At 54.9% G+C, this 17,206-nt stretch carries 17 protein-coding genes and 1 tRNA gene; 8 read left to right on the forward strand and 10 right to left on the reverse strand.

The features are described 5' to 3' along the window. Window positions 1-17: 17 nt before the first annotated feature. Together QDT79_RS21715 and QDT79_RS21720 are read left to right on the forward strand one after the other, a co-directional pair. Complete coding sequence (locus tag QDT79_RS21715; protein WP_063988941.1) at window positions 18-944, forward strand: formate/nitrite transporter family protein; 927 nt, start codon at window positions 18-20, stop codon at window positions 942-944. A gap of 129 nt (window positions 945-1,073) precedes the next feature. Then, window positions 1,074-1,148: transfer RNA gene (locus tag QDT79_RS21720), tRNA-Arg, on the forward strand. A gap of 92 nt (window positions 1,149-1,240) precedes the next feature. Here the strand turns inward: QDT79_RS21720 and QDT79_RS21725 are convergent. From QDT79_RS21725 to QDT79_RS21740, 4 genes are all read right to left on the reverse strand, one after another. Next, on the reverse strand, window positions 1,241-2,515 hold the full coding sequence (locus QDT79_RS21725; protein ID WP_308317054.1) for a lactonase family protein: 1,275 nt from the start codon (window positions 2,513-2,515) through the stop codon (window positions 1,241-1,243). A 20-nt stretch (window positions 2,516-2,535) separates the two neighbouring features. Then, window positions 2,536-3,336, reverse strand: a complete 801-nt coding sequence (locus QDT79_RS21730; RefSeq protein ID WP_063988939.1) for a helix-turn-helix domain-containing protein — start codon at window positions 3,334-3,336, stop codon at window positions 2,536-2,538. 692 nt (window positions 3,337-4,028) lie between these two features. After that, a complete protein-coding gene (locus QDT79_RS21735) occupies window positions 4,029-4,250 on the reverse strand; it encodes a hypothetical protein (RefSeq protein ID WP_063988938.1) in 222 nt (73 codons plus the stop codon). 1 nt (window position 4,251) lies between these two features. Then, a complete protein-coding gene (locus tag QDT79_RS21740; RefSeq protein ID WP_308317055.1) occupies window positions 4,252-5,223 on the reverse strand; it encodes a YrzE family protein in 972 nt (323 codons plus the stop codon). Between the two features lie 228 nt (window positions 5,224-5,451). Here QDT79_RS21740 and QDT79_RS21745 point away from each other — a divergent pair, with 228 nt between their 5' ends. Beyond that, window positions 5,452-6,948: a helix-turn-helix transcriptional regulator gene (locus QDT79_RS21745; RefSeq protein ID WP_063988936.1), complete on the forward strand. Its 1,497-nt coding sequence runs from the start codon at window positions 5,452-5,454 to the stop codon at window positions 6,946-6,948. A gap of 134 nt (window positions 6,949-7,082) precedes the next feature. Continuing rightward, entirely contained in the window at window positions 7,083-7,334 is a 252-nt protein-coding gene (locus tag QDT79_RS21750; protein WP_063988935.1) for a CsbD family protein, read from the forward strand. Between the two features lie 208 nt (window positions 7,335-7,542). Here QDT79_RS21750 and QDT79_RS21755 read toward each other — a convergent pair whose 3' ends face one another. Then, window positions 7,543-8,226, reverse strand: a complete 684-nt coding sequence (locus tag QDT79_RS21755) for an ankyrin repeat domain-containing protein (protein WP_080473369.1) — start codon at window positions 8,224-8,226, stop codon at window positions 7,543-7,545. An 88-nt stretch (window positions 8,227-8,314) separates the two neighbouring features. Continuing rightward, a complete protein-coding gene (locus QDT79_RS21760) occupies window positions 8,315-9,802 on the reverse strand; it encodes a Tle-like phospholipase domain-containing protein (RefSeq protein ID WP_308317056.1) in 1,488 nt (495 codons plus the stop codon). Window positions 9,803-10,186: 384 nt separating this feature from the next. Here QDT79_RS21760 and dsdC point away from each other — a divergent pair, with 384 nt between their 5' ends. Then, window positions 10,187-11,116, forward strand: a complete 930-nt coding sequence (gene dsdC / locus QDT79_RS21765) for a DNA-binding transcriptional regulator DsdC (protein WP_063988933.1) — start codon at window positions 10,187-10,189, stop codon at window positions 11,114-11,116. An 11-nt stretch (window positions 11,117-11,127) separates the two neighbouring features. On the opposite strand, the gene QDT79_RS21770 is transcribed toward dsdC, so the two are convergent. Genes QDT79_RS21770 through QDT79_RS21780 form a run of 3 tightly spaced genes read right to left on the reverse strand, consistent with a single transcriptional unit; the run spans window position 11,128 to window position 12,694 of the window. Next, the gene (locus QDT79_RS21770; protein WP_033635406.1) at window positions 11,128-11,430 is read right to left on the reverse strand and encodes a hypothetical protein; all 303 of its coding nucleotides are present in this window, start codon (window positions 11,428-11,430) and stop codon (window positions 11,128-11,130) included. Window positions 11,431-11,433: 3 nt separating this feature from the next. Further along, window positions 11,434-12,357 (reverse strand): DMT family transporter, encoded by a 924-nt coding sequence (locus QDT79_RS21775; protein WP_308317057.1) that lies wholly within the window; start codon window positions 12,355-12,357, stop codon window positions 11,434-11,436. A gap of 46 nt (window positions 12,358-12,403) precedes the next feature. Further along, a complete protein-coding gene (locus tag QDT79_RS21780) occupies window positions 12,404-12,694 on the reverse strand; it encodes a hypothetical protein (RefSeq protein WP_063988932.1) in 291 nt (96 codons plus the stop codon). Window positions 12,695-13,092: 398 nt separating this feature from the next. On the opposite strand from QDT79_RS21780, the gene QDT79_RS21785 reads away from it, so the two are divergent. Beyond that, window positions 13,093-14,244 (forward strand): porin, encoded by a 1,152-nt coding sequence (locus tag QDT79_RS21785; protein ID WP_063988931.1) that lies wholly within the window; start codon window positions 13,093-13,095, stop codon window positions 14,242-14,244. Between the two features lie 58 nt (window positions 14,245-14,302). On the opposite strand, the gene mltB is transcribed toward QDT79_RS21785, so the two are convergent. Next, complete coding sequence (mltB, locus tag QDT79_RS21790; RefSeq protein ID WP_063988930.1) at window positions 14,303-15,391, reverse strand: lytic murein transglycosylase B; 1,089 nt, start codon at window positions 15,389-15,391, stop codon at window positions 14,303-14,305. Window positions 15,392-15,676: 285 nt separating this feature from the next. On the opposite strand from mltB, the gene QDT79_RS21795 reads away from it, so the two are divergent. Together QDT79_RS21795 and QDT79_RS21800 are read left to right on the forward strand one after the other, a co-directional pair. Further along, window positions 15,677-16,129 (forward strand): DUF805 domain-containing protein, encoded by a 453-nt coding sequence (locus tag QDT79_RS21795; protein ID WP_308317058.1) that lies wholly within the window; start codon window positions 15,677-15,679, stop codon window positions 16,127-16,129. Between the two features lie 83 nt (window positions 16,130-16,212). Further along, window positions 16,213-16,650, forward strand: a complete 438-nt coding sequence (locus QDT79_RS21800) for a type II toxin-antitoxin system HicB family antitoxin (protein ID WP_149559562.1) — start codon at window positions 16,213-16,215, stop codon at window positions 16,648-16,650. Window positions 16,651-17,206: the final 556 nt, after the last annotated feature.

The following is a 17,206-nucleotide window of genomic DNA, read 5'->3' on the forward strand; positions in this document are numbered from 1 at the left end:
TGAGCAGGAGCGACAGCATGAGCGAACAGCAACGCCAGGAACACGAGCCGGATGAAACAATGCAGGTAGAGAGCGAAGAACAGGAACAGGGCAAGCGCGAAATCGAAGTCAGGGAAGAGAATTTGCCGTCGCGCGCGGCGGCGGTGCATGAACAGATCCGGATGGAAGGCGAAAAAGAGCTGGAGCGCGACGGGCTGGCGCTGCTGTGGTCGGCGATCGCCGCCGGGCTGTCGATGGGCGCCTCGCTGGCGGCAAAAGGCATTTTCCACGCCCGTTTGCCGGACGATCCCAGCCGCTTTTTCATCGAGAACCTCGGCTACACCTTCGGTTTCATCATTGTCATCATGGCGCGCCAGCAGTTGTTTACCGAAAACACCGTCACGGCGGTATTGCCAATCATGCATAAACCCACCCCGCGCAACCTGCTGATCCTGCTGCGCCTGTGGGGCGTGGTGCTGCTCGGCAACCTGATCGGCACCGGACTGGCGGCGCTGGCGTTTACCCATATGCCGCTGTTCGACGCCGAAACGCGCGGCGCCTTCATCAGCCTGGGCGAAGAGGTGATGCGCCATACGCCGGGAGAGATGTTCGCCAACGGCATCCTGGCCGGCTGGATCATCGCCACCATGGTGTGGATGATCCCGGCCGCCGGCGCGGCGAAAATTTGGGTGATCGTGCTGATGACCTACCTGGTGGCGATTTGCGATTTGACCCATATCGTGGTCGGCTCGGTCGAGATCCTGTATCTGGTGTTCAACGGCGCGATTGGCTGGCCAGAATTCATTTACCCGTTCGCCCTGCCGACGCTGGCGGGCAACATCATCGGCGGCACCTTTATCTTTGCGCTGATCAGCCACGCGCAGATCCGCAACGATTTGAGCGCCAAAAACCAGGCCGCGCATCGGCAAGAGGAAAAGCGGCGCCACGGCGGGGAAAAACCGTGATCGCCGTCGGTTAGCCGAGGAAATTTCGGCGTGAACTGGCGAGGTATTGAGCAAACGCGCCGCTAAGCGCTTATTCTGCGGGTAAAAAAAGGTATAATGCCCCGGCAGCGTCGGTTGCCGGCCCGCAGCGTCCCCGTAGTTAAACGGATATAACAAGCCCCTCCTAAGGGCTAGTTACTGGTTCGATTCCAGTCGGGGACACCATTCTTTCTAATCCAGCCATTCCCCATCCTCCGCACCTGCGATCACTCTTTCCCCTGTTCAGACCCAATTTCCCCCACGCGTTATAATTGGCATTAATTAAAAAACTTAATATCCGTCGGCGTTGAAATCGTCGCCGCCTGCCCTCTGGCCTGCAACTCACCCTTTTCATCATCGAAATCGAACAGCGTCACGCTATTGGTGAATACATTCGTCACATAGAGATGGTTACCACCGGCATCGAAAGCGAGCGCACGCGGCTCAATGCCGCCGGCCTCATAGCGCGTCGGCACGCCCGGCAGCCCATCCCTGCCTATTTTCAATACCAGCAGGTGGTTATCGGCGCCGCGATTGGTGGCAATAAGATATCTGCCGCTCGGGCTCAGGATGATGGCCCCACCGCTTTTCGCCTCCGCTGAATCCTGCCCGCCATTCAGTTTCACTTTCCCTTGCCGCGTCAATCGATGATCGCTGACGGCAAACGCCTCGATTTCACTCGCCATTTCAGTGATGACATAGGCGTATTCCCCTTGCGGTGAGAACACCATGTGCCTTGGGCCGGCGCCGGGCGCAAAGGCGACATCGCGCGAAGCGTCCGCCTGCAAAGGCTGCGCGTTATCCGAGCGATAGCGGTAGGCATGCAGCTTGTCGCCGCCGAGATCCGCCGCGTACAGGTATTGGCCATCGCGGCTGAAGGTAGTGGAGTGTGCATGGCCCCCGTCCTGGCGCCCCTGCACGGCACCTGAACCGGGCGTAAACGGATAATGCTGCACCCGCTCACCCAGTTTGCCGTCGCTGCCAATCGGCAGCGCCGTCACGCCTGCCCCGCCTTTGGCGACGGAGTAGTTGGCGACAAACAGAAACTTGCCATCCGGACTGAGGGTGGCATGCGTCGGCTGCTGGCCCGCGCTGCTCACCGTATTCAGCACCCGCACGCTGCCGCCTTTGTCTATTGCCAAGGCGGTCACCGTTCCCGCGTCCTCCTCATTGGTGGCATAGGCAAAACGGCCATCGCGGGATGTGACGATCCATGACGGGCTTTTCATCTTAATCACATTGAGCAGCGTTAACGTGCCGTCGCCATTTACCGCCAGATGATAGAGCCCTTCACTGGGGTGCGCCGGTTTCTGCACGGCCGGCGCATCCGGAATATGGGTCCAGGTGCCGACTAACGCTATTTGCTGATGCTCCCGATTATTTGCCATCGCATTTCCTGAAAACATAAAGAGCGTTAATGCCATTGTTAATTGAATGACCTGCCAGCCTAAACCGGCCGCGTTCACTCTGCCAAGCACAGACAACGTTAAAGGTAGCATACATAAAGCGTAATGACGTTCATTCATCGAATCGGGGGATTTCTCTACACTCATGACATCTCCTTTTCTCAACGCTACGCCACAGGAATAAGTATGTCGACATTGACGACTCGACTATTTAAATGTTCGTTTCTATATAGCTCGATAAAAAAACTTTCTCTCACTTTGACATTAATAGCCGGCAAATAGGCATCATAAATGCCTGCAAAAAAATCAATGTACTCAGGCAGCTCTCCCATAAAGGGGATGACAATATATTTCCCTCTGGGTATGTAGAAATTGAAGATAGAATGAAAAACTTCTTGTTCCTTACCGTTTGAATGCCATTTTCCCGATCTGTTTTTTTCCGCGCTATAAACCTTTCCATGCTTGCTTAACCATTTCTCATTAGTCTGCGTAATGTCACCGGCATCTCTGCATTTTCTTATGGAATGGAAAATCAATGCTTTGTACTGTTTTAATAACTCGATATCATCCGGCATGACCGTGTGATAAAAATAGGGTTTCTTGTCATTGCCATACGGTGGGATCTGGATGGAAAAATCCCATCCCCGGCTGTTTCTAAAGCTGTTGGGCGTTTCGCCAAAGAAACGTTTGAATGCCCGCGTGTAACATTGCTGAGAGGCAAAGCCCGATGCCAAGGCGACATCCAATATGTTCCCTTGGTGTTGTTTAAGCAAGATTGCGGATCGGCTCAGCTTTCTGTGCCTGATATAAGTCCCGAGCGTCATGCCAAAATAATGCTTAAATAACCGTTGCAAATGCCATTTGGAGTACCCTGAGATAATGGACACTTTCTCAACGGATAGCCCCTCTATAATATTCTTCTCCATATACTCTAATACCTGTAAGAGAATATCTTTTCGATAGTCCATATGCGCTCCTTGCTTTTATAAAAATCGTGTCCTTTTCATTAAAATCGTTAACCAACCCAATCAAGTCATTAAGATTAATCCTAAAAAAGTTCACCCTGACAACGCCATTTTCGCGGCATAGGAAAAGCCATTACTTAAATAACTGAAAATGATCATGTTATATAAATCCACCCGCGAAAAATGCGCAGAACAAAAACAATCAACATAAAATGCTTCCGTCAAAGATGCATTTACATCACCAGGGTGAATCACACTTTTTGTTAATTGTTTTATCTTAACGTGTTTTTTTACACCCCACAGACATGGCTGAATAGGAATTTCATCATCGCAAATTAAATCGTATTTTATTGTTTGGCCAGCTGATAAAATTATTGGGCCTAATACGAAAAAGTATGAACGGTGGCGAAGGAAGATACGGTGGATAAGCGCAAGACCTTAACCTCGGGCCCGATAATCGTAGATCGTCATTGAGAGTTTCTTTTTTATCTTTTCCCGCACAGTAAAGAATCGACGTTTCAACAAACCTTGTTCAATGCCCTATTCCCTCCATGCCAATTGGAGCGCCACTTATGCCCTGGTGAACCGCCTCCCCTTTTCTCGTAAGAGTGCCCTGTCTGCTTACGCAGTGCTTTATTGCCAAAGCACGGCAAAAAGCCCGGCGCGCAAAGCCGGGCTTTTCATTCACGGGCTGATCAATCAGCCAGGTTGTCGATCTCTGCGGACCTGTGCTTGCGCAACAGATACAGCAGTAAAGACACCCGCCGCTCGGTGCGTTCCGGGGTATCCGGCGGCAGGTTGTAGCGCAGGGTATAGCGCTCATTATTCTCGTTGCAAAAATCGATGACGAGCACGGGAGCAGAGGCCCCGACTACTTTTCGATAATTCAGCGAGATGCACGACAGGTTTTTTTTCATCTCAACTCACCGCGACAGTGCGGCGGGTTGATTCGGCAATCCGCCCCACGCCAGCGCTCAGCGCGGCGCCCAACAGCAGCACCAACAGCGACCCCCACGCGGCACGCGACAGCTGTTTGGCCGCTTCATCGGCCGCTTCACGCGCTTTCTGCTCGGCCTCGGCCTTGAGTTTTTCCACTTTCTGCACCGCCTGCTGGTAAGCCTGAGCGTAGTTATCGACGATTTGGCTCGCTTCATCGCGGCTCTTGCCGGTGCGCGCCGCAACGATATTCACCAACGCATCCTTGTCGGCGGCGCTCAACGTCGGCTCACCGGACTGCTTGACACGGTCGAACCACTGTTTGAGCTCGGAGGCGGCCTGTGCCGGATCGGCAGCCGCGTCCATGGCCGATTGCTTGCCATCGGCGGTCGCCCTGTCGGCCTTCTGTTCTAATCGAGCCGGATCCAGTTCCGGCTTACCGGTCTGCTTGAGCGTGGCGTTCAACTGATTTTCCAGGCTTCCCCAGTCGAGGCTGATGCCCTTTTTATCCAGCTGTTGCTTGATGCCTTCGCCCACGTTTGGCGCTGCCGCCGCCAGGCCGTTGCCCGCCAGCGAAAGCCCTTTACCCACCGCGCTGCCCGCCAGCCCCACCACGCCGCTAGCCAATGAAGCTACCAGCCAGGTGGTCAACAAGGTGGTGATCGCCCAGCTCAGCAATCCATGCAAACTGCCGCGGTTCGGCGCGGTGCGGCCGGCGACGAACGCGCCGGCGGCCAGCGACGCCAGCGTTGAAACCAGCAGCCAAATCCCGGTGCCGGTGCCAAAGCCGCTCAGCGGGTTGCCCTTTTGCATCATATCCACGGCCTGGGCACCGATAGCCGTACCCAGCACGCTGAAGATCAGATAAGTCACCAGCGCCACGGCACTCCCGGCCAATATCGAGCCCCATGACACCTGAAACGCAAAGCGATTTGATTCATAGACAGTGGTCATCGTTGTTCCTTATATTTTCTGGACAAGTGATTGCACACACGGCGGATAACCGCGCAGACAAATCCAGTCTGCCGCGCGGCGTCGTCGGCCGTCCCGGTTCATTTGCGCCAGAATGACTAGTGCATTCACACCCTGCGAATACGCACGTTATGCACTAAGCTGCTCAGCGAGTAGCGTAACCCGCGGCCCCGTCAGAGGCCGCTCCCCCTTCTGTCTAGCGGAGAGCACATGAACCCATCCGTCCTGGCCAGCGAAACCGACCGCGGCCACCTGCAGCAAATCATCTCCGGCTTGTCCGACGGCGTGATCCTGACGGATACCGATCAAACGCTGCTCTGGGCCAACGAAGCCGCGTTGGCCATGCATGGCGTGAGCCACCAGAAAGCCCTGGGGGCCAATGCCGCCGAGTACGCGGCGCGGTTTGCCCTGCGCTATCGCAACAATCACCCGCTGGCGCTGGAACAGTACCCGCTGAACCGGGTTGCCGATGGCGAGACCTTCACCGATGTGGTGGTGGAAGTTCGGCAGGTCGACGATCCGGAGAGTTTCTGGGTACACCGCTTGCGGAGCCTGATTATCACCGATGCGCAGGGGCAGCCGGAGCTGCTGGCGCTGATCCTGAGCGACGCGACGGAGTGGGCCAGCGCCGAACAGCGCTTTGAAAAAACCTTCAACGCCAATCCGGCACCGGCGGTCATTTGTCGGCTAAGCGACCTGCGTTATGTCAAGGTCAATCAGGGGTTCCTCGATATGACCGGTTACCAGCGTGAACAGGTCATGGGGCGTTCGGTTTATGAACTCGACGTTTTAGAACAGGCGGAGCACAAAGAGCTGGCGATTCAGCGCCTGGGGGAAGGCGCCACCATTCCGCAGATGGAGGCCGAGCTGAAACTGCCCGGCGGAGGAAGCAAGCTGGTGGTGGTTGCCGGCCAACCGCTGGACTTCAATGAAGACGACTGCATGCTGTTCACTTTTACCGATCTCGAACCCCGGCGCCAGGCGGAATCGGCGCTGCGGGAAAGTGAAGAGCGGTTCGCCAAGGCATTTCGCCTGAGCCCGGTGCCGACGTTGTTGTGTACGGCGCACGAGCGGCGCGTGCTGGACGTCAACGAAGCCTTCACCCGCACCACCGAGTACGACGCCGAAGCCTTGATCGGCAAGACGGTCGATGAGATCCAATTTATTGACGATCCCGAGGCGAACCGCCGTTTGTTTGCCGCGCTGGAAAAAAGCGGTAACGTCGAAGGGCTGGACATCCGGGTGCGCAAGAAAGGGAGCGAGTCGATCGACTGCGTGGCCTCGGCGGATGCCGTCAGCATTCACAATGCGCCCTGTTACCTGCTGGTGCTCATGGACATTACCGAACGCAAACGCTCGGAGCTGGAACTGGTGAGCGCCATCGAAGAAGTGATGCAGGACGCGTCCTGGTTCAGCCAAACCTTGATTGAAAAACTGGCCAACGTGAAAAGCATCAACCGGCCCGATCAGACCGGATTTAACGCCAGCGATCTCACGCCGCGCGAGCGCGATGTGCTGGAATTGATTTGCGAGGGGCTGCCGGACAAGAAAATCGCGGCGCGTCTCAATCTGGCGCTCAACACCATTCGCAATCATGTCGCGACGGTCTATTCCAAACTTGGCGTGCACAGCCGCAGCGAAGCCATCGTCTGGGCCAGAGAGCGCGGGCTGTTTACCGGCGGGCCGGCCACCAGGAACGGCAAGTAGCCTGCAAATGCACTATCTGCACCGATGCAAACGCCCCTTATCGGCACAAAGTGAAGTGCATAACATGGAGGTGCAAATGCAGGCTTTCGCTCTGTGCGGAAGCCAAACGGATCGAACCTTAGGAGCGCATCATAATGAACAGCGAAAAAGCCAATGGCATGATGGAAAAAGTGGCGGGCAAAGCGCAGGAAATAGCGGGCGACGTCACCGGAAACGAACGTTTGCAGGCCGAAGGCGTCACGCGCTATGCAGCGGGCGCGCTGCAAGAAAAATACGGTGACGCCCTGAGCTGCGCCGGCAGCATGATGAAGAAAAACCCCCTCGCCGCGTTAGCCCTCATTGCTGGTGCAGGCCTGTTGGCCGGCCTGCTGCTGCGCCGCCGTTGATGCGCGCCGACAAGCATACCGTTTTTCCCTGAATGCCGCGCCCGGAGGGTAACCACCGGGCGCGGTTCTTTTCGGCCAAAGAGCAAACATAGCGAACATACGGTCTTATCAATTTATTCAATCAATATTTATAGAAATCCATGGCTCGCCTTTGTTTGAATACAGGGAAATATTTCTTCCATACCCTATCTATCACAGCGTCAGAAAATTATGACCTCGGCCATTTCACCCCACGCTCTATTATCATTTTTCTGATGGTCAGACATTCGTCGTTATACTCTCCGCCTTCCTTGCTGTTTTTTATTTCTTTACTGACCATCTCAACTAAGGAAACACCTTTCTTATTTATGGGGTTAGGATTAGCGCCGTTATTGAGAAGATACTTAACATTATCAAATGATGAATACCTAAAAGCATCCATCACCACGGTTTGGCCAAGAACATCTCTTGCTTCTAAGTTCGCACCATATGCAACCAGAACCTTCAGGGTTTCTGCGTTACTGGCTTTTGAAGTTTGAAATATGATAGGTAACTCGTCTACCTTACCCCGAGCATCTGGAGACAACCCCCCATCAAGCAATGCCTTTAACCAAATACCGTTGTCTAATTTTGCCATCCATTCAGCAGGACTGGCACCGCCATTGGGGCGAGGTTGCAGTGGATCGGCTCCGGCCTTTACCAACTCGGTCGCAATCTGCAGCCGTTCCGGCGTAGCATTATCATGAGTCGACGTCGCCAGGGCAAAAAACAATAATGTCATATCATGTTCACCGGGGCTGTTCAGATCCGTCTCTTTCGCCAGCCGTTTGATGTCACCGATATTCCCATCGCGGATCGCCTTAGCCAATACAAGCTGTTGACCTGTAAAGTAACCTTCTGGCGGCAAGTCCATTCCTTTCTCCTTACATCCGGTTGTAAGCACCAATCCAATCGCGATGAACAACGCTGCGAACACATTAAAAACTTGTCTCATCGAGTTTCTATATCCTGTGGCCGATTGTGGCGATATCGTCGTCTTTTTCCTGTTCGATGCAGTCTATCACTTGTTGGATGCCATGTCGGTCACCCATATTGCCCACACCGCCATCAAGCGTGTGTTTAACACCAACGGCATCCGGCAAATGCGATGATAATTTTTCCTTCGCGGCCAATAACGCAAGGTTGCCATTAACGTCGATAAAATCTTGCCTGAGATCGAATTCCTGTATCCTCGTCAAAACTTCGCCCTTCACCCGGTAGGCGTTGATAATATCTTCACTGCCCACCAAGGAACCGCCATATTTCTCCACGGTACTCGAATTCAATCCCGCAGCATTAAATGTCCACCCTGGCTTACCACTAGCAATGGATGCAGCAGAAGCCAAACCGCCCCCCAATGAATGCCCTGAAATATCGATTTTTGTTGTAGAGCCATCTAACCGTTTACCTATAGCAACAGCCTTTTTATAATATTCAGACTCAGCCCCCCGACCTTGATTGAAATTATTCGTCCAGTCTTCCAGATTTTTTATCTCCGGCAGTTCACGATCAATAAATATCTTCTTCGCCGCATTCAATTTGCCGTTAGGGAGCGCAGGCATTCTTGATCCGCGAAAGACGACTGTCGGATTCATGTCATCGCCAAACACGGCTCTATCCGGTGCATAAATTCTCGACAAAAAGTTTGCTTCGGTCTCATTATCAAAAAGCATGTCCCTGCGAAGCTCCAATTTTTCTAAAAAACCGCCGTCATTACTCACATCCCGCCATCCTTCAGGCACGCCAGGCGTAGCCGCCAACGGGTTGGTCGTGTTATAGACATTCTGCGCCAGCTTGGCCTTTTCCACCGCGACGTTATTTTGCGCCAGGCGTTGCGCCGCAATCCGCGCATCCGGATAGATACTTCGCTCCCCTCGACCAATCAGATATTTTCTCGCCTGCCAACGCGCCTGTTTGCTCATTGGGCGAACAACCTCTTTGATGACGGTAAGGCTTGAGCCAACGGCGGTGGCCACCGCCTGCATCATCGGCGGATTTTTAGCGGTGTTTTGTCTCGGGGGCAAGGAAGTTGGTTTAGGCCTGGCGGCGTATCGGCTGATCATCTCTTCATAACGTTGAATTATACGTTCGACGGGGTACTGCGGCGGTAATACAGTGCCGGGATAGCGCTGCAGGCGCCCTTGCGCATTGATGAAAAACGGATATTTGACGGGGCTCCAGGCGCCGATACTGGCATCAACGGCCAGCAAACTGCCGCGTTTTAGTTCGTCAAACACGCCGCGCTTCATGCCGCTATCTTCCCGGTAACTCGATACGCCAATACCGGACTGCGTATTGCGTGTGATAGTGTGCCTGCTCGATATCGACGACATGGACGAACCGCCGAACAGGTAATGCCGCTCCAGCTCATAACGCGCATCGGCGGGATTGAGGATGCGGGCAAATTTCTCCGGCGCCAACGATTCCGACATAAAATAAATCAACTGCACAATGGCCTCCCTTCGGCTTGCTACTGGCTTTCCCTTCGTCTGTCAGTGAACGTCACTGGACGAGCCCGTTTTTCATCATACCTACAGCTCAACTTGACCGATACGTGCGTAAGAAATAACGGCCTTATTTTTCACCGTTTCTCCTTCTACGTCACATTTATCTTTAACAGGTTTATGTCAGACCTCGTCAATTTCTAATTTCAGTCTGCCAGCAGACAAGTCATTTATCGGTTCATGTTATCTCATCATCTTAATCCTTAAAATCTATGACGGTAATCAGTAAACAGGGCCCTGATATATAACCTGAACATATTAATCAACTTGGGTTTATCACTCATGCCATTAAGTGTTAATATTAGCGCATTGCGCGCACGGAGAAATAGCATGTTCCCCAGTAAAAAACATTCACAGCGGGCCACCCCGCTGACCAGCTATCAATTTTCCCGGCTGCATACTTTCGAATGCGTCGCCCGTCATTTATCTTTTGCGCTGGCGGCACAAGAATTGTCGATCACCCCCAGCGCCGTAAGCCACCGCATTAATCTGCTCGAAAAGGAGTTGGGTTTTCTGCTATTCCAGCGCTTTCATCGCAGAATTACCCTGACGCCGGAGGGCGAGCGCATGCAATGGGCGCTGGACAGCTCCTTCAACACGCTGAATCAGGAAATTCTGGACATCAAAAATCGCGAGCTGACGGGGACGTTGACCCTCTATTCGCACCCTTCTCTGGTGCAATGCCTGCTGCTGCCGCGCATCGGCGACTTTATCGCCCAGCACCCCACCATTCATCTCAACATTCTGACCGGGCAGGAGATCATCAACCTGGCCAACCGCGGCGTGGACTTGGCGATGTACTTCGGCAAACTGCCCTCGGGGCGGCATCTGGACGAGGCCTTTATGCAGGAATCGATGGTGCCGATCTGTACGCCGCAGTACGCCGCCGCACATAGCCTGTACGATGCGCCGGAAAACCTGGCCCGCTGCACGCTACTGCACGATCGCTACAACTCCGGCGAAGATGAGTGGCAAACCTGGTCGCAACACTTTGCGCTGGGGCTGGATACCGACAGCAAAAGCATGGAGTTCGACCGCTCCGATCTCGCGGTGCTGGCCGCCACGCGGCACCTTGGCGTCGCCATGGGGCGGCTCAATCTGGTGCAGGATTGGATCAAAAGCGGCGAGCTGATCATTCCGTTCACCAACATGACCGTGCCCTGCGAGCACTGCTATTTTACCTCGACCATCTCCGAGCGGCAGTGGCCGAAAATCCTCGCGTTCAAGCAGTGGATCATGAAAATCGTCCCTCTGGTTTGATGGCCAGAGGGTTAGCGCTCTATTTTGGGGGAATAAGAAAAATTCAGCGCGCAGGCATAGAGCCGGCCGGCCTTTGAATAAGAGATATATTTGCGGTTTTTATCCCAGGTAAGCAGGGAATTATTGGCAAAATAATAAACCTCCAATTGCATCCCATTAGCCAACCTCGACCAGCCTCGGCTTCGTATCACAGTAAAATCACCGTTATCGCTGAGCGTAATCAGCGGTACGCCCCAGGCATAGCGGGATATTTGCAGCTGAATAATGAATTGGCTTTCGCAGCTTATTTGGTAGTTTTGTACATCAACATCCATAATTTATATTTTTGGTGCCACCCTTCGGTCAAAATAAATAAGATAAGAACAACTCACCACGATTAACCCCAGTACGATCAGTACAGCACCCAATACAAATTCAATTTGTAGCGGTTCGCCGAGAATGACGCCCCCCGCCAGGATGCCGAATACCGGCGTCATAAAGGTGAGAATGCCCAGCGAGGAAGCCTGATAACGGCGCAGCAGCGAAAACCAGATCAGGTAGCTGAAAAATGACACCACCACGGTCTGGAACAGCAGGCTGTACCAGGCCACCGGGCTCAGGGTGAAATGCAGGTTTCCCGTCGCCAGCGCCGGCAACGACAACAGCACACAGGCGCCCGTCAACTGAAACAGCAGCGTCTGTTTGGCCGAGCACTCCGCCAGGCGCGTGGTGCGGATCACCAGGGTAGAGCCCCCCCAGGCGATCCCCGCCAGTAAGCCATAGAGATCGCCTTTCAGCCGATCGGCCCCGCCGCTTCCCTCAGCCATACCCGATATGGCCAGCACCACGCCACCAAAGGCGATGAGCATGCCCAGCCACTGCACCGGCGACAGACGCTCCTGAGGAAGGAGAAAATGCAGGCCGAGGGCGGAAAACAGCGGCGCGGTGTACAAAAACACCGCCATATGCGAGGCGCTGGTGTAACGCAGCCCTGCGGAGACAAAAAAGAACTCCAGCGCGAACAATACCCCCACGCTCAAACCGGCGCTCAGCGTGGCGCGATCCCAGGTAAAGCGCTCGCCGCGCCAGCGCGCCAGCAGGTATACCCCCAGTGCGGCGAGGCCTGAGCGAATGGCAATTTGCAGCACCGCCGACACATCCGGCTCGACGGCCTTGATCGCCACCTGTTGCATTCCCCAGATGGCGCATAGCATCACCATCGCGGCGGCAGCCCTGCCGTCGATTCCGATTCTCGCATTCATAATAGGGTTCTCGCCGCCGTGAGAATAATAACGGGCTACCGTCGCGTTATTCTTTATACACCACGATTTCCTGGTAAAGCTTAATAACCTCACCGTCGCTGTCGACGGAGTCGGTATATTCGGTTTGCTGCGCCAAATGAATCACCCTCCATCCTTTTCGCGCCAGTTCAGGGATCGTCAGGCGCCCCACGCCGCGGCAGGAAAACAGGGTATCATCAGACAATCTGAGCTTGCTAACCTCTGCATAATCATAAGCTTGAGAATGACAAACGTGCGACTCCGCCGCCATCGCCGGTAATGAAAATAACCCCACTAACAACATGAACAGATTTCTCATGGCGACCTCCCAATCGCTTATTCCTGCCGACCGATTACGCAGAAAAAGGCTAACGTTAATACGCCGGTGACAGGCTGAAATTAATTATCTCTTGCACGACTAAAATTACAGGCTGACGCCAATGACTGACAAATGAAAAATATAAACCTTGGCGTTAGATGAATTCATCCGAATCGAGAGGCATGAAAAACGGCCCTTCTCACCGCACGAAATGGTCAAAAACCGGCCAATAATTAGCAAGAAAAGTAATTCTTTATCCCACCGTTTATGTTACAAATGCGGCCCGCCGCTAAAACACCAAAAAAAACCGTCAAAATGCGTGAAAACGCAGCGTTCTGCGCAAAACATCGGCATGGCGGCGCTGATGGGGGCGGTCATACATAAAACAGGGATAACACATGGCAATGAAATTGCGCGTATTGACTCAAGCGGTGGCGCTGGGTCTGGCGATCGGCAGCGCGTCGTTCGCCGCTCAGGCAGAAATCACCCTGCTGAAGCAGGATCCGCAGGCCGGCGATCCGCTCAGCCGCCTGAACTTCACCGTTGGCGGCAGTATCCGTCCGCAGTTCAACAACATGACGGGCGACGGTGACAAGGGCTCCTACAAGCGTAACGGCTTCGACGGCGGCACCCGCTTCCGTTTCGCGGCGGACTACTACCTGTTCGACGATATCAGCTGGATCAGCTACTACGAGCTGGGCGTAAACATTCCTGCGCTGTTCGACTGGGATCATCACTATGCCGACGGCGCGAGAAACACCAGCCGCCGCATGCTGTACACCGGCCTGAAAAGCAACACCTGGGGCCAGATGACCTTCGGCCAGCAGAACAGCGTTTACTATGACGTGGTGGGCGCCAAGACCGATATCTGGGACTACGACATGTTGGCCCAGGCGCCGGGCAACGGCATCAACGGCGACTACGACGGCTCTTACCGTTCACGCAAAATGCTGAAGTACAAGAACCGCTTCGGCGATGCGGACGTTTATGCGTCGTACCTGTTCAGCGACAGCGACTACCTGCCGGGCAACGGCCTGCGCTATAAGCGCAAAGGCGGCGGCTCACTGGGCGTGGATTACCACATCACGCAGGATCTGACCTGGGGCACCGCCTGGAACTACACCCGCGCCGAAATGCGCAACCCGTCCACCAGCGGCAGCAAGAGCTATGACCAGAACATTTTCGGCACCGCCATCAGCTGGAAACCGAACAACTGGACCCTCACCTTCGGCGGCGGTTACTACAACGACTTCCTGACCACCAAGAAAGCCGACGTCAATAATTACTTTGCCGGCGATGCGTGGGGTATCGAATACCTGGCCGGTTATACCGTGCCGGTGGGCCAGTACGCGGTGAAATCGGTGATGCCGTACTTTATGGGCGACCGCCTGGAATACATCAGCGGCCGCAACTACCAGCGCATCGACAACGGCCTCGGGGTTACCGTGCAGTTTGACTACGGCTTCCGCGTTGACGTAGAGCACGTGCTGACATCGAGCACCGACAACCTCGGCGATATGACCGTGGTGCGTCTGCGCTACGATTTCTGATTGCTCAGAACGTAAAAAAGGCCGCGCAAGCGGCCTTTTTCGTTGATAGAAGCAGCGGTCAGAAGCCGCCGCGCGCCGCGCGCCCTACCGCTTCGCCCAGCTGCCATACCGCCATGGCGTAATGGGTGCTGTGGTTATAGCGGGTGATAGTGTAGAAGTTCGGCAGGCCGTACCAATACTGGTAGCCGGTGCCGACGTCCAGCCGCAGCAGGCTGGCTTCCTGATTATCGCCGAGCGAACCCTGCGGGCTTAGGCCGGCTTCCGCCAGCGCGGCGACCGAGTAGCGGGTCTTGAAGCCGTTTTCCAACCCCGGCGCCTGACCGTTGGCCTGAATCGCGACCGGCTCGCCTTTGGACCAACCGTGCGCCTTGAAGTAATTGGCCACGCTGCCGATGGCATCGACCGGATCCCACAGGTTGATATGACCATCACCGTTGAAGTCGACCGCATAGCTCTTGAAGGAAGATGGCATGAACTGCCCATAGCCCATCGCGCCGGCGAAGGAGCCGCGCAGTTCGAGCGGATCGTCGCCTTCGGTGCGCGACATCAGCAGGAAGGTTTCCAGCTCACCGGCGAAGTAATCGGCGCGGCGTGGGTAGTCAAAGGCCAGCGTCGCCAGCGCATCGATAATGCGGGTTTTACCCATTACGCGGCCCCAGCGGGTCTCCACGCCGATAATCCCCACGATGATCTCCGGCGGCACGCCGTATACCTGCCAGGCACGCTGCAGCGCATCCTGATATTGATTCCAGAACACCACGCCGTTTTGCACGTTATCCGGCGTGATGAACTTGTTGCGGTAGCGCAGCCAGGAACCGTTCGGCCCGGTTGGCCCCTGGGTAGACGGCGTCGGCGCCTGCCTGTCCATCAGCCGCAGCACCGAATCCAGGCGCCGTGCCTGCGCCAGCACATCGTGCAGCTGCTGCCGATCAAAGCCGTGTTCCTGTACCATCTTATCGATAAAGCGGGCGGTATTCGGGTTATTGGCGAAGTCTCCACCCAGCGGCGCGCCGCTGTGCGCCGGGCTCAGCAAAAAGCCGCCCTTTACCGGGGTGCCCTGCGGCGTAGCGGTGGGACTGGGTTTCGGCGTGCTGCTACAGGCAGCAAGCAAGGTAATCAGCGGTAAAAGCGCAACCAGGTGACGCATCGGATATCCATATAGCCATGCAAGAGATAAGTGGGAGTTATGTTAATGCATTGTTCAACGCGAACAAACAGGATTATGCCGCCAATTACCGCGTCAGGTAGCCAAACGTGCCAAATTGTGACGTTTTGCACGGAGAAAGGACACCCGGTGCGGCCGCGCGGAATCTCAACCGCGACTAAATGAGAAAAACTATCACCTTGACGTCCCCTTTTACCCCGATAAAATGCCCGGCTGCTTGCCATTCGGCCACCGCCGGGCGGCCAATGATGACGACAACGGACTGTGATGGAATCTCTCGGACAACTCGCCAAAGACCTTTATCGTGGGCGCATCTCGCGCAAACCCTTTGTTTTCTCGCTGGCGATCTTCGCCGTTGGCATCGTGCTGCTGTCGTTTCTGTCGACCTATCTGGATAAAAACCATTTTCGCGCCCATGCGCACGGCGATACCGAGGAATTTGTCTCGGTGTTGCTGTATCTACTGTGCATCATGGTGTGGGCGCTGTTCTGTTTTGGCCTGGTGGCGTGGTTTATGGCCAAAACCGCGTTTCGGCTCAACGATATCGGCCTGCCGGGTTGGGCGCTGGCCGTGGCGTGCTATGTTTGCTCGGTGCTCAACAACTACTCCCCCGGCCCGGTGGCGCACTGGCTGCCGCTGTTCAGCCTGGCCGTCATGATCTGCGCCCTGCTGTTGCCACCCGACGGGCTGCGCCGCAAGCCGCGTGAACATGCCGATTGAGCGCCATTCCGCTCAAAGCTATGGCTATCCGCCGGCCGCGCCGTCACAATAGCGCCTCATTCAGGCTTCAATCAGGGATTGCCATGTACAGCCACTACCCCGCCCATTACACCTTCGATAGCGACAGCGACGCCTGGCAGATCGGTTTCCACGACTTCCCCGAGTGGCAATCGGCCTGCTATAAACGCGAAGACGTCGAGCTGGAAGCGCAGGAAAGCCTGCTGGCCGCCATTGCCACCGCGATGGACGAAGGGCTGCCTCTGCCAGCCCCTTCCCCTCTGCAAACCGATGACTTGAGGGTACACCTGCCGGCGCTGGTGGCACTGAAGATCGAACTGCACAACGCCATGCTGCGCAAAAACACCGGCAAAGCGGAGCTGGCACGCAAGCTGGGATTCAACGGCGGGCAAATGGAGCGGTTGCTGGATCTCGGCTACGCCTCAAAGGTTGAGGCGTTGGAGCAGGCGCTGTATCTGCTGGGCTACGAAGTGCGCGTGACAATAAGCGAATTTTGCCAATAAGTTAGCGGCAGGTAAGCGAAATATTATCCGATGGGGCTAAATTTTCCCCATTGTGCGCCGATATGATCGTTACCTAATCACTTGTCGCAACAACGAAGGCTAAAAATGGAGTGGAGTCGCCGTCATATTTGGGCCGTTATTCTGCTGTCTTGTCTCGTTTTTTGGGCCATTTTGGTGACCGGCATCAACGCCGTCGCTTGAGCACCGGCTACCGCATTGCAATACCCCGATTTTAAAACCCGCAGCGGCAGGCTACTTCCTGTCGCTTGCCCATAAAAAGCGTTATTAAACAGTCTGCACTGTGCAAAAAACAGCCGAAAATTGTGATCAAAAACACAGTATTGAAATCAGACCAGTATTGAGAGTACATTAGCGCCGATCCTGTCGCGGTTCGGATTTTACCTCACGGAGCATGAGGCGCGACAACCGGACAACCCGCGCTCGAGGACGTTGTTCTTTCGCTTGGAAGAATCCGCCCGACAAGCAGGTTGCCCATAAAATACTCAGCACAACAATCGGGATCATTGCTGGCGAGGACTCCAGACAGGAGTTGTTC

This window comes from Serratia marcescens, assembly GCF_029846115.1.
Classification (GTDB): Bacteria; Pseudomonadota; Gammaproteobacteria; order Enterobacterales; family Enterobacteriaceae; genus Serratia; species Serratia marcescens_L.

Bases quoted from the DNA above. Each gene is read 5' to 3' on its own strand.
- QDT79_RS21715 (WP_063988941.1), top strand. From the start codon at position 18: ATGAGCGAACAGCAACGCCAGGAACACGAGCCGGATGAAACAATGCAG.
- QDT79_RS21725 (WP_308317054.1), bottom strand. From the start codon at position 2,515: ATGAGTGTAGAGAAATCCCCCGATTCGATGAATGAACGTCATTACGCT.
- QDT79_RS21730 (WP_063988939.1), bottom strand. From the start codon at position 3,336: ATGGACTATCGAAAAGATATTCTCTTACAGGTATTAGAGTATATGGAG.
- QDT79_RS21735 (WP_063988938.1), bottom strand. From the start codon at position 4,250: ATGAAAAAAAACCTGTCGTGCATCTCGCTGAATTATCGAAAAGTAGTC.
- QDT79_RS21740 (WP_308317055.1), bottom strand. From the start codon at position 5,223: ATGACCACTGTCTATGAATCAAATCGCTTTGCGTTTCAGGTGTCATGG.
- QDT79_RS21745 (WP_063988936.1), top strand. From the start codon at position 5,452: ATGAACCCATCCGTCCTGGCCAGCGAAACCGACCGCGGCCACCTGCAG.
- QDT79_RS21750 (WP_063988935.1), top strand. From the start codon at position 7,083: ATGAACAGCGAAAAAGCCAATGGCATGATGGAAAAAGTGGCGGGCAAA.
- QDT79_RS21755 (WP_080473369.1), bottom strand. From the start codon at position 8,226: ATGGACTTGCCGCCAGAAGGTTACTTTACAGGTCAACAGCTTGTATTG.
- dsdC (WP_063988933.1), top strand. From the start codon at position 10,187: ATGTTCCCCAGTAAAAAACATTCACAGCGGGCCACCCCGCTGACCAGC.
- QDT79_RS21770 (WP_033635406.1), bottom strand. From the start codon at position 11,430: ATGGATGTTGATGTACAAAACTACCAAATAAGCTGCGAAAGCCAATTC.
- QDT79_RS21775 (WP_308317057.1), bottom strand. From the start codon at position 12,357: ATGAATGCGAGAATCGGAATCGACGGCAGGGCTGCCGCCGCGATGGTG.
- QDT79_RS21780 (WP_063988932.1), bottom strand. From the start codon at position 12,694: ATGAGAAATCTGTTCATGTTGTTAGTGGGGTTATTTTCATTACCGGCG.
- QDT79_RS21785 (WP_063988931.1), top strand. From the start codon at position 13,093: ATGGCAATGAAATTGCGCGTATTGACTCAAGCGGTGGCGCTGGGTCTG.
- mltB (WP_063988930.1), bottom strand. From the start codon at position 15,391: ATGCGTCACCTGGTTGCGCTTTTACCGCTGATTACCTTGCTTGCTGCC.
- QDT79_RS21795 (WP_308317058.1), top strand. From the start codon at position 15,677: ATGGAATCTCTCGGACAACTCGCCAAAGACCTTTATCGTGGGCGCATC.
- QDT79_RS21800 (WP_149559562.1), top strand. From the start codon at position 16,213: ATGTACAGCCACTACCCCGCCCATTACACCTTCGATAGCGACAGCGAC.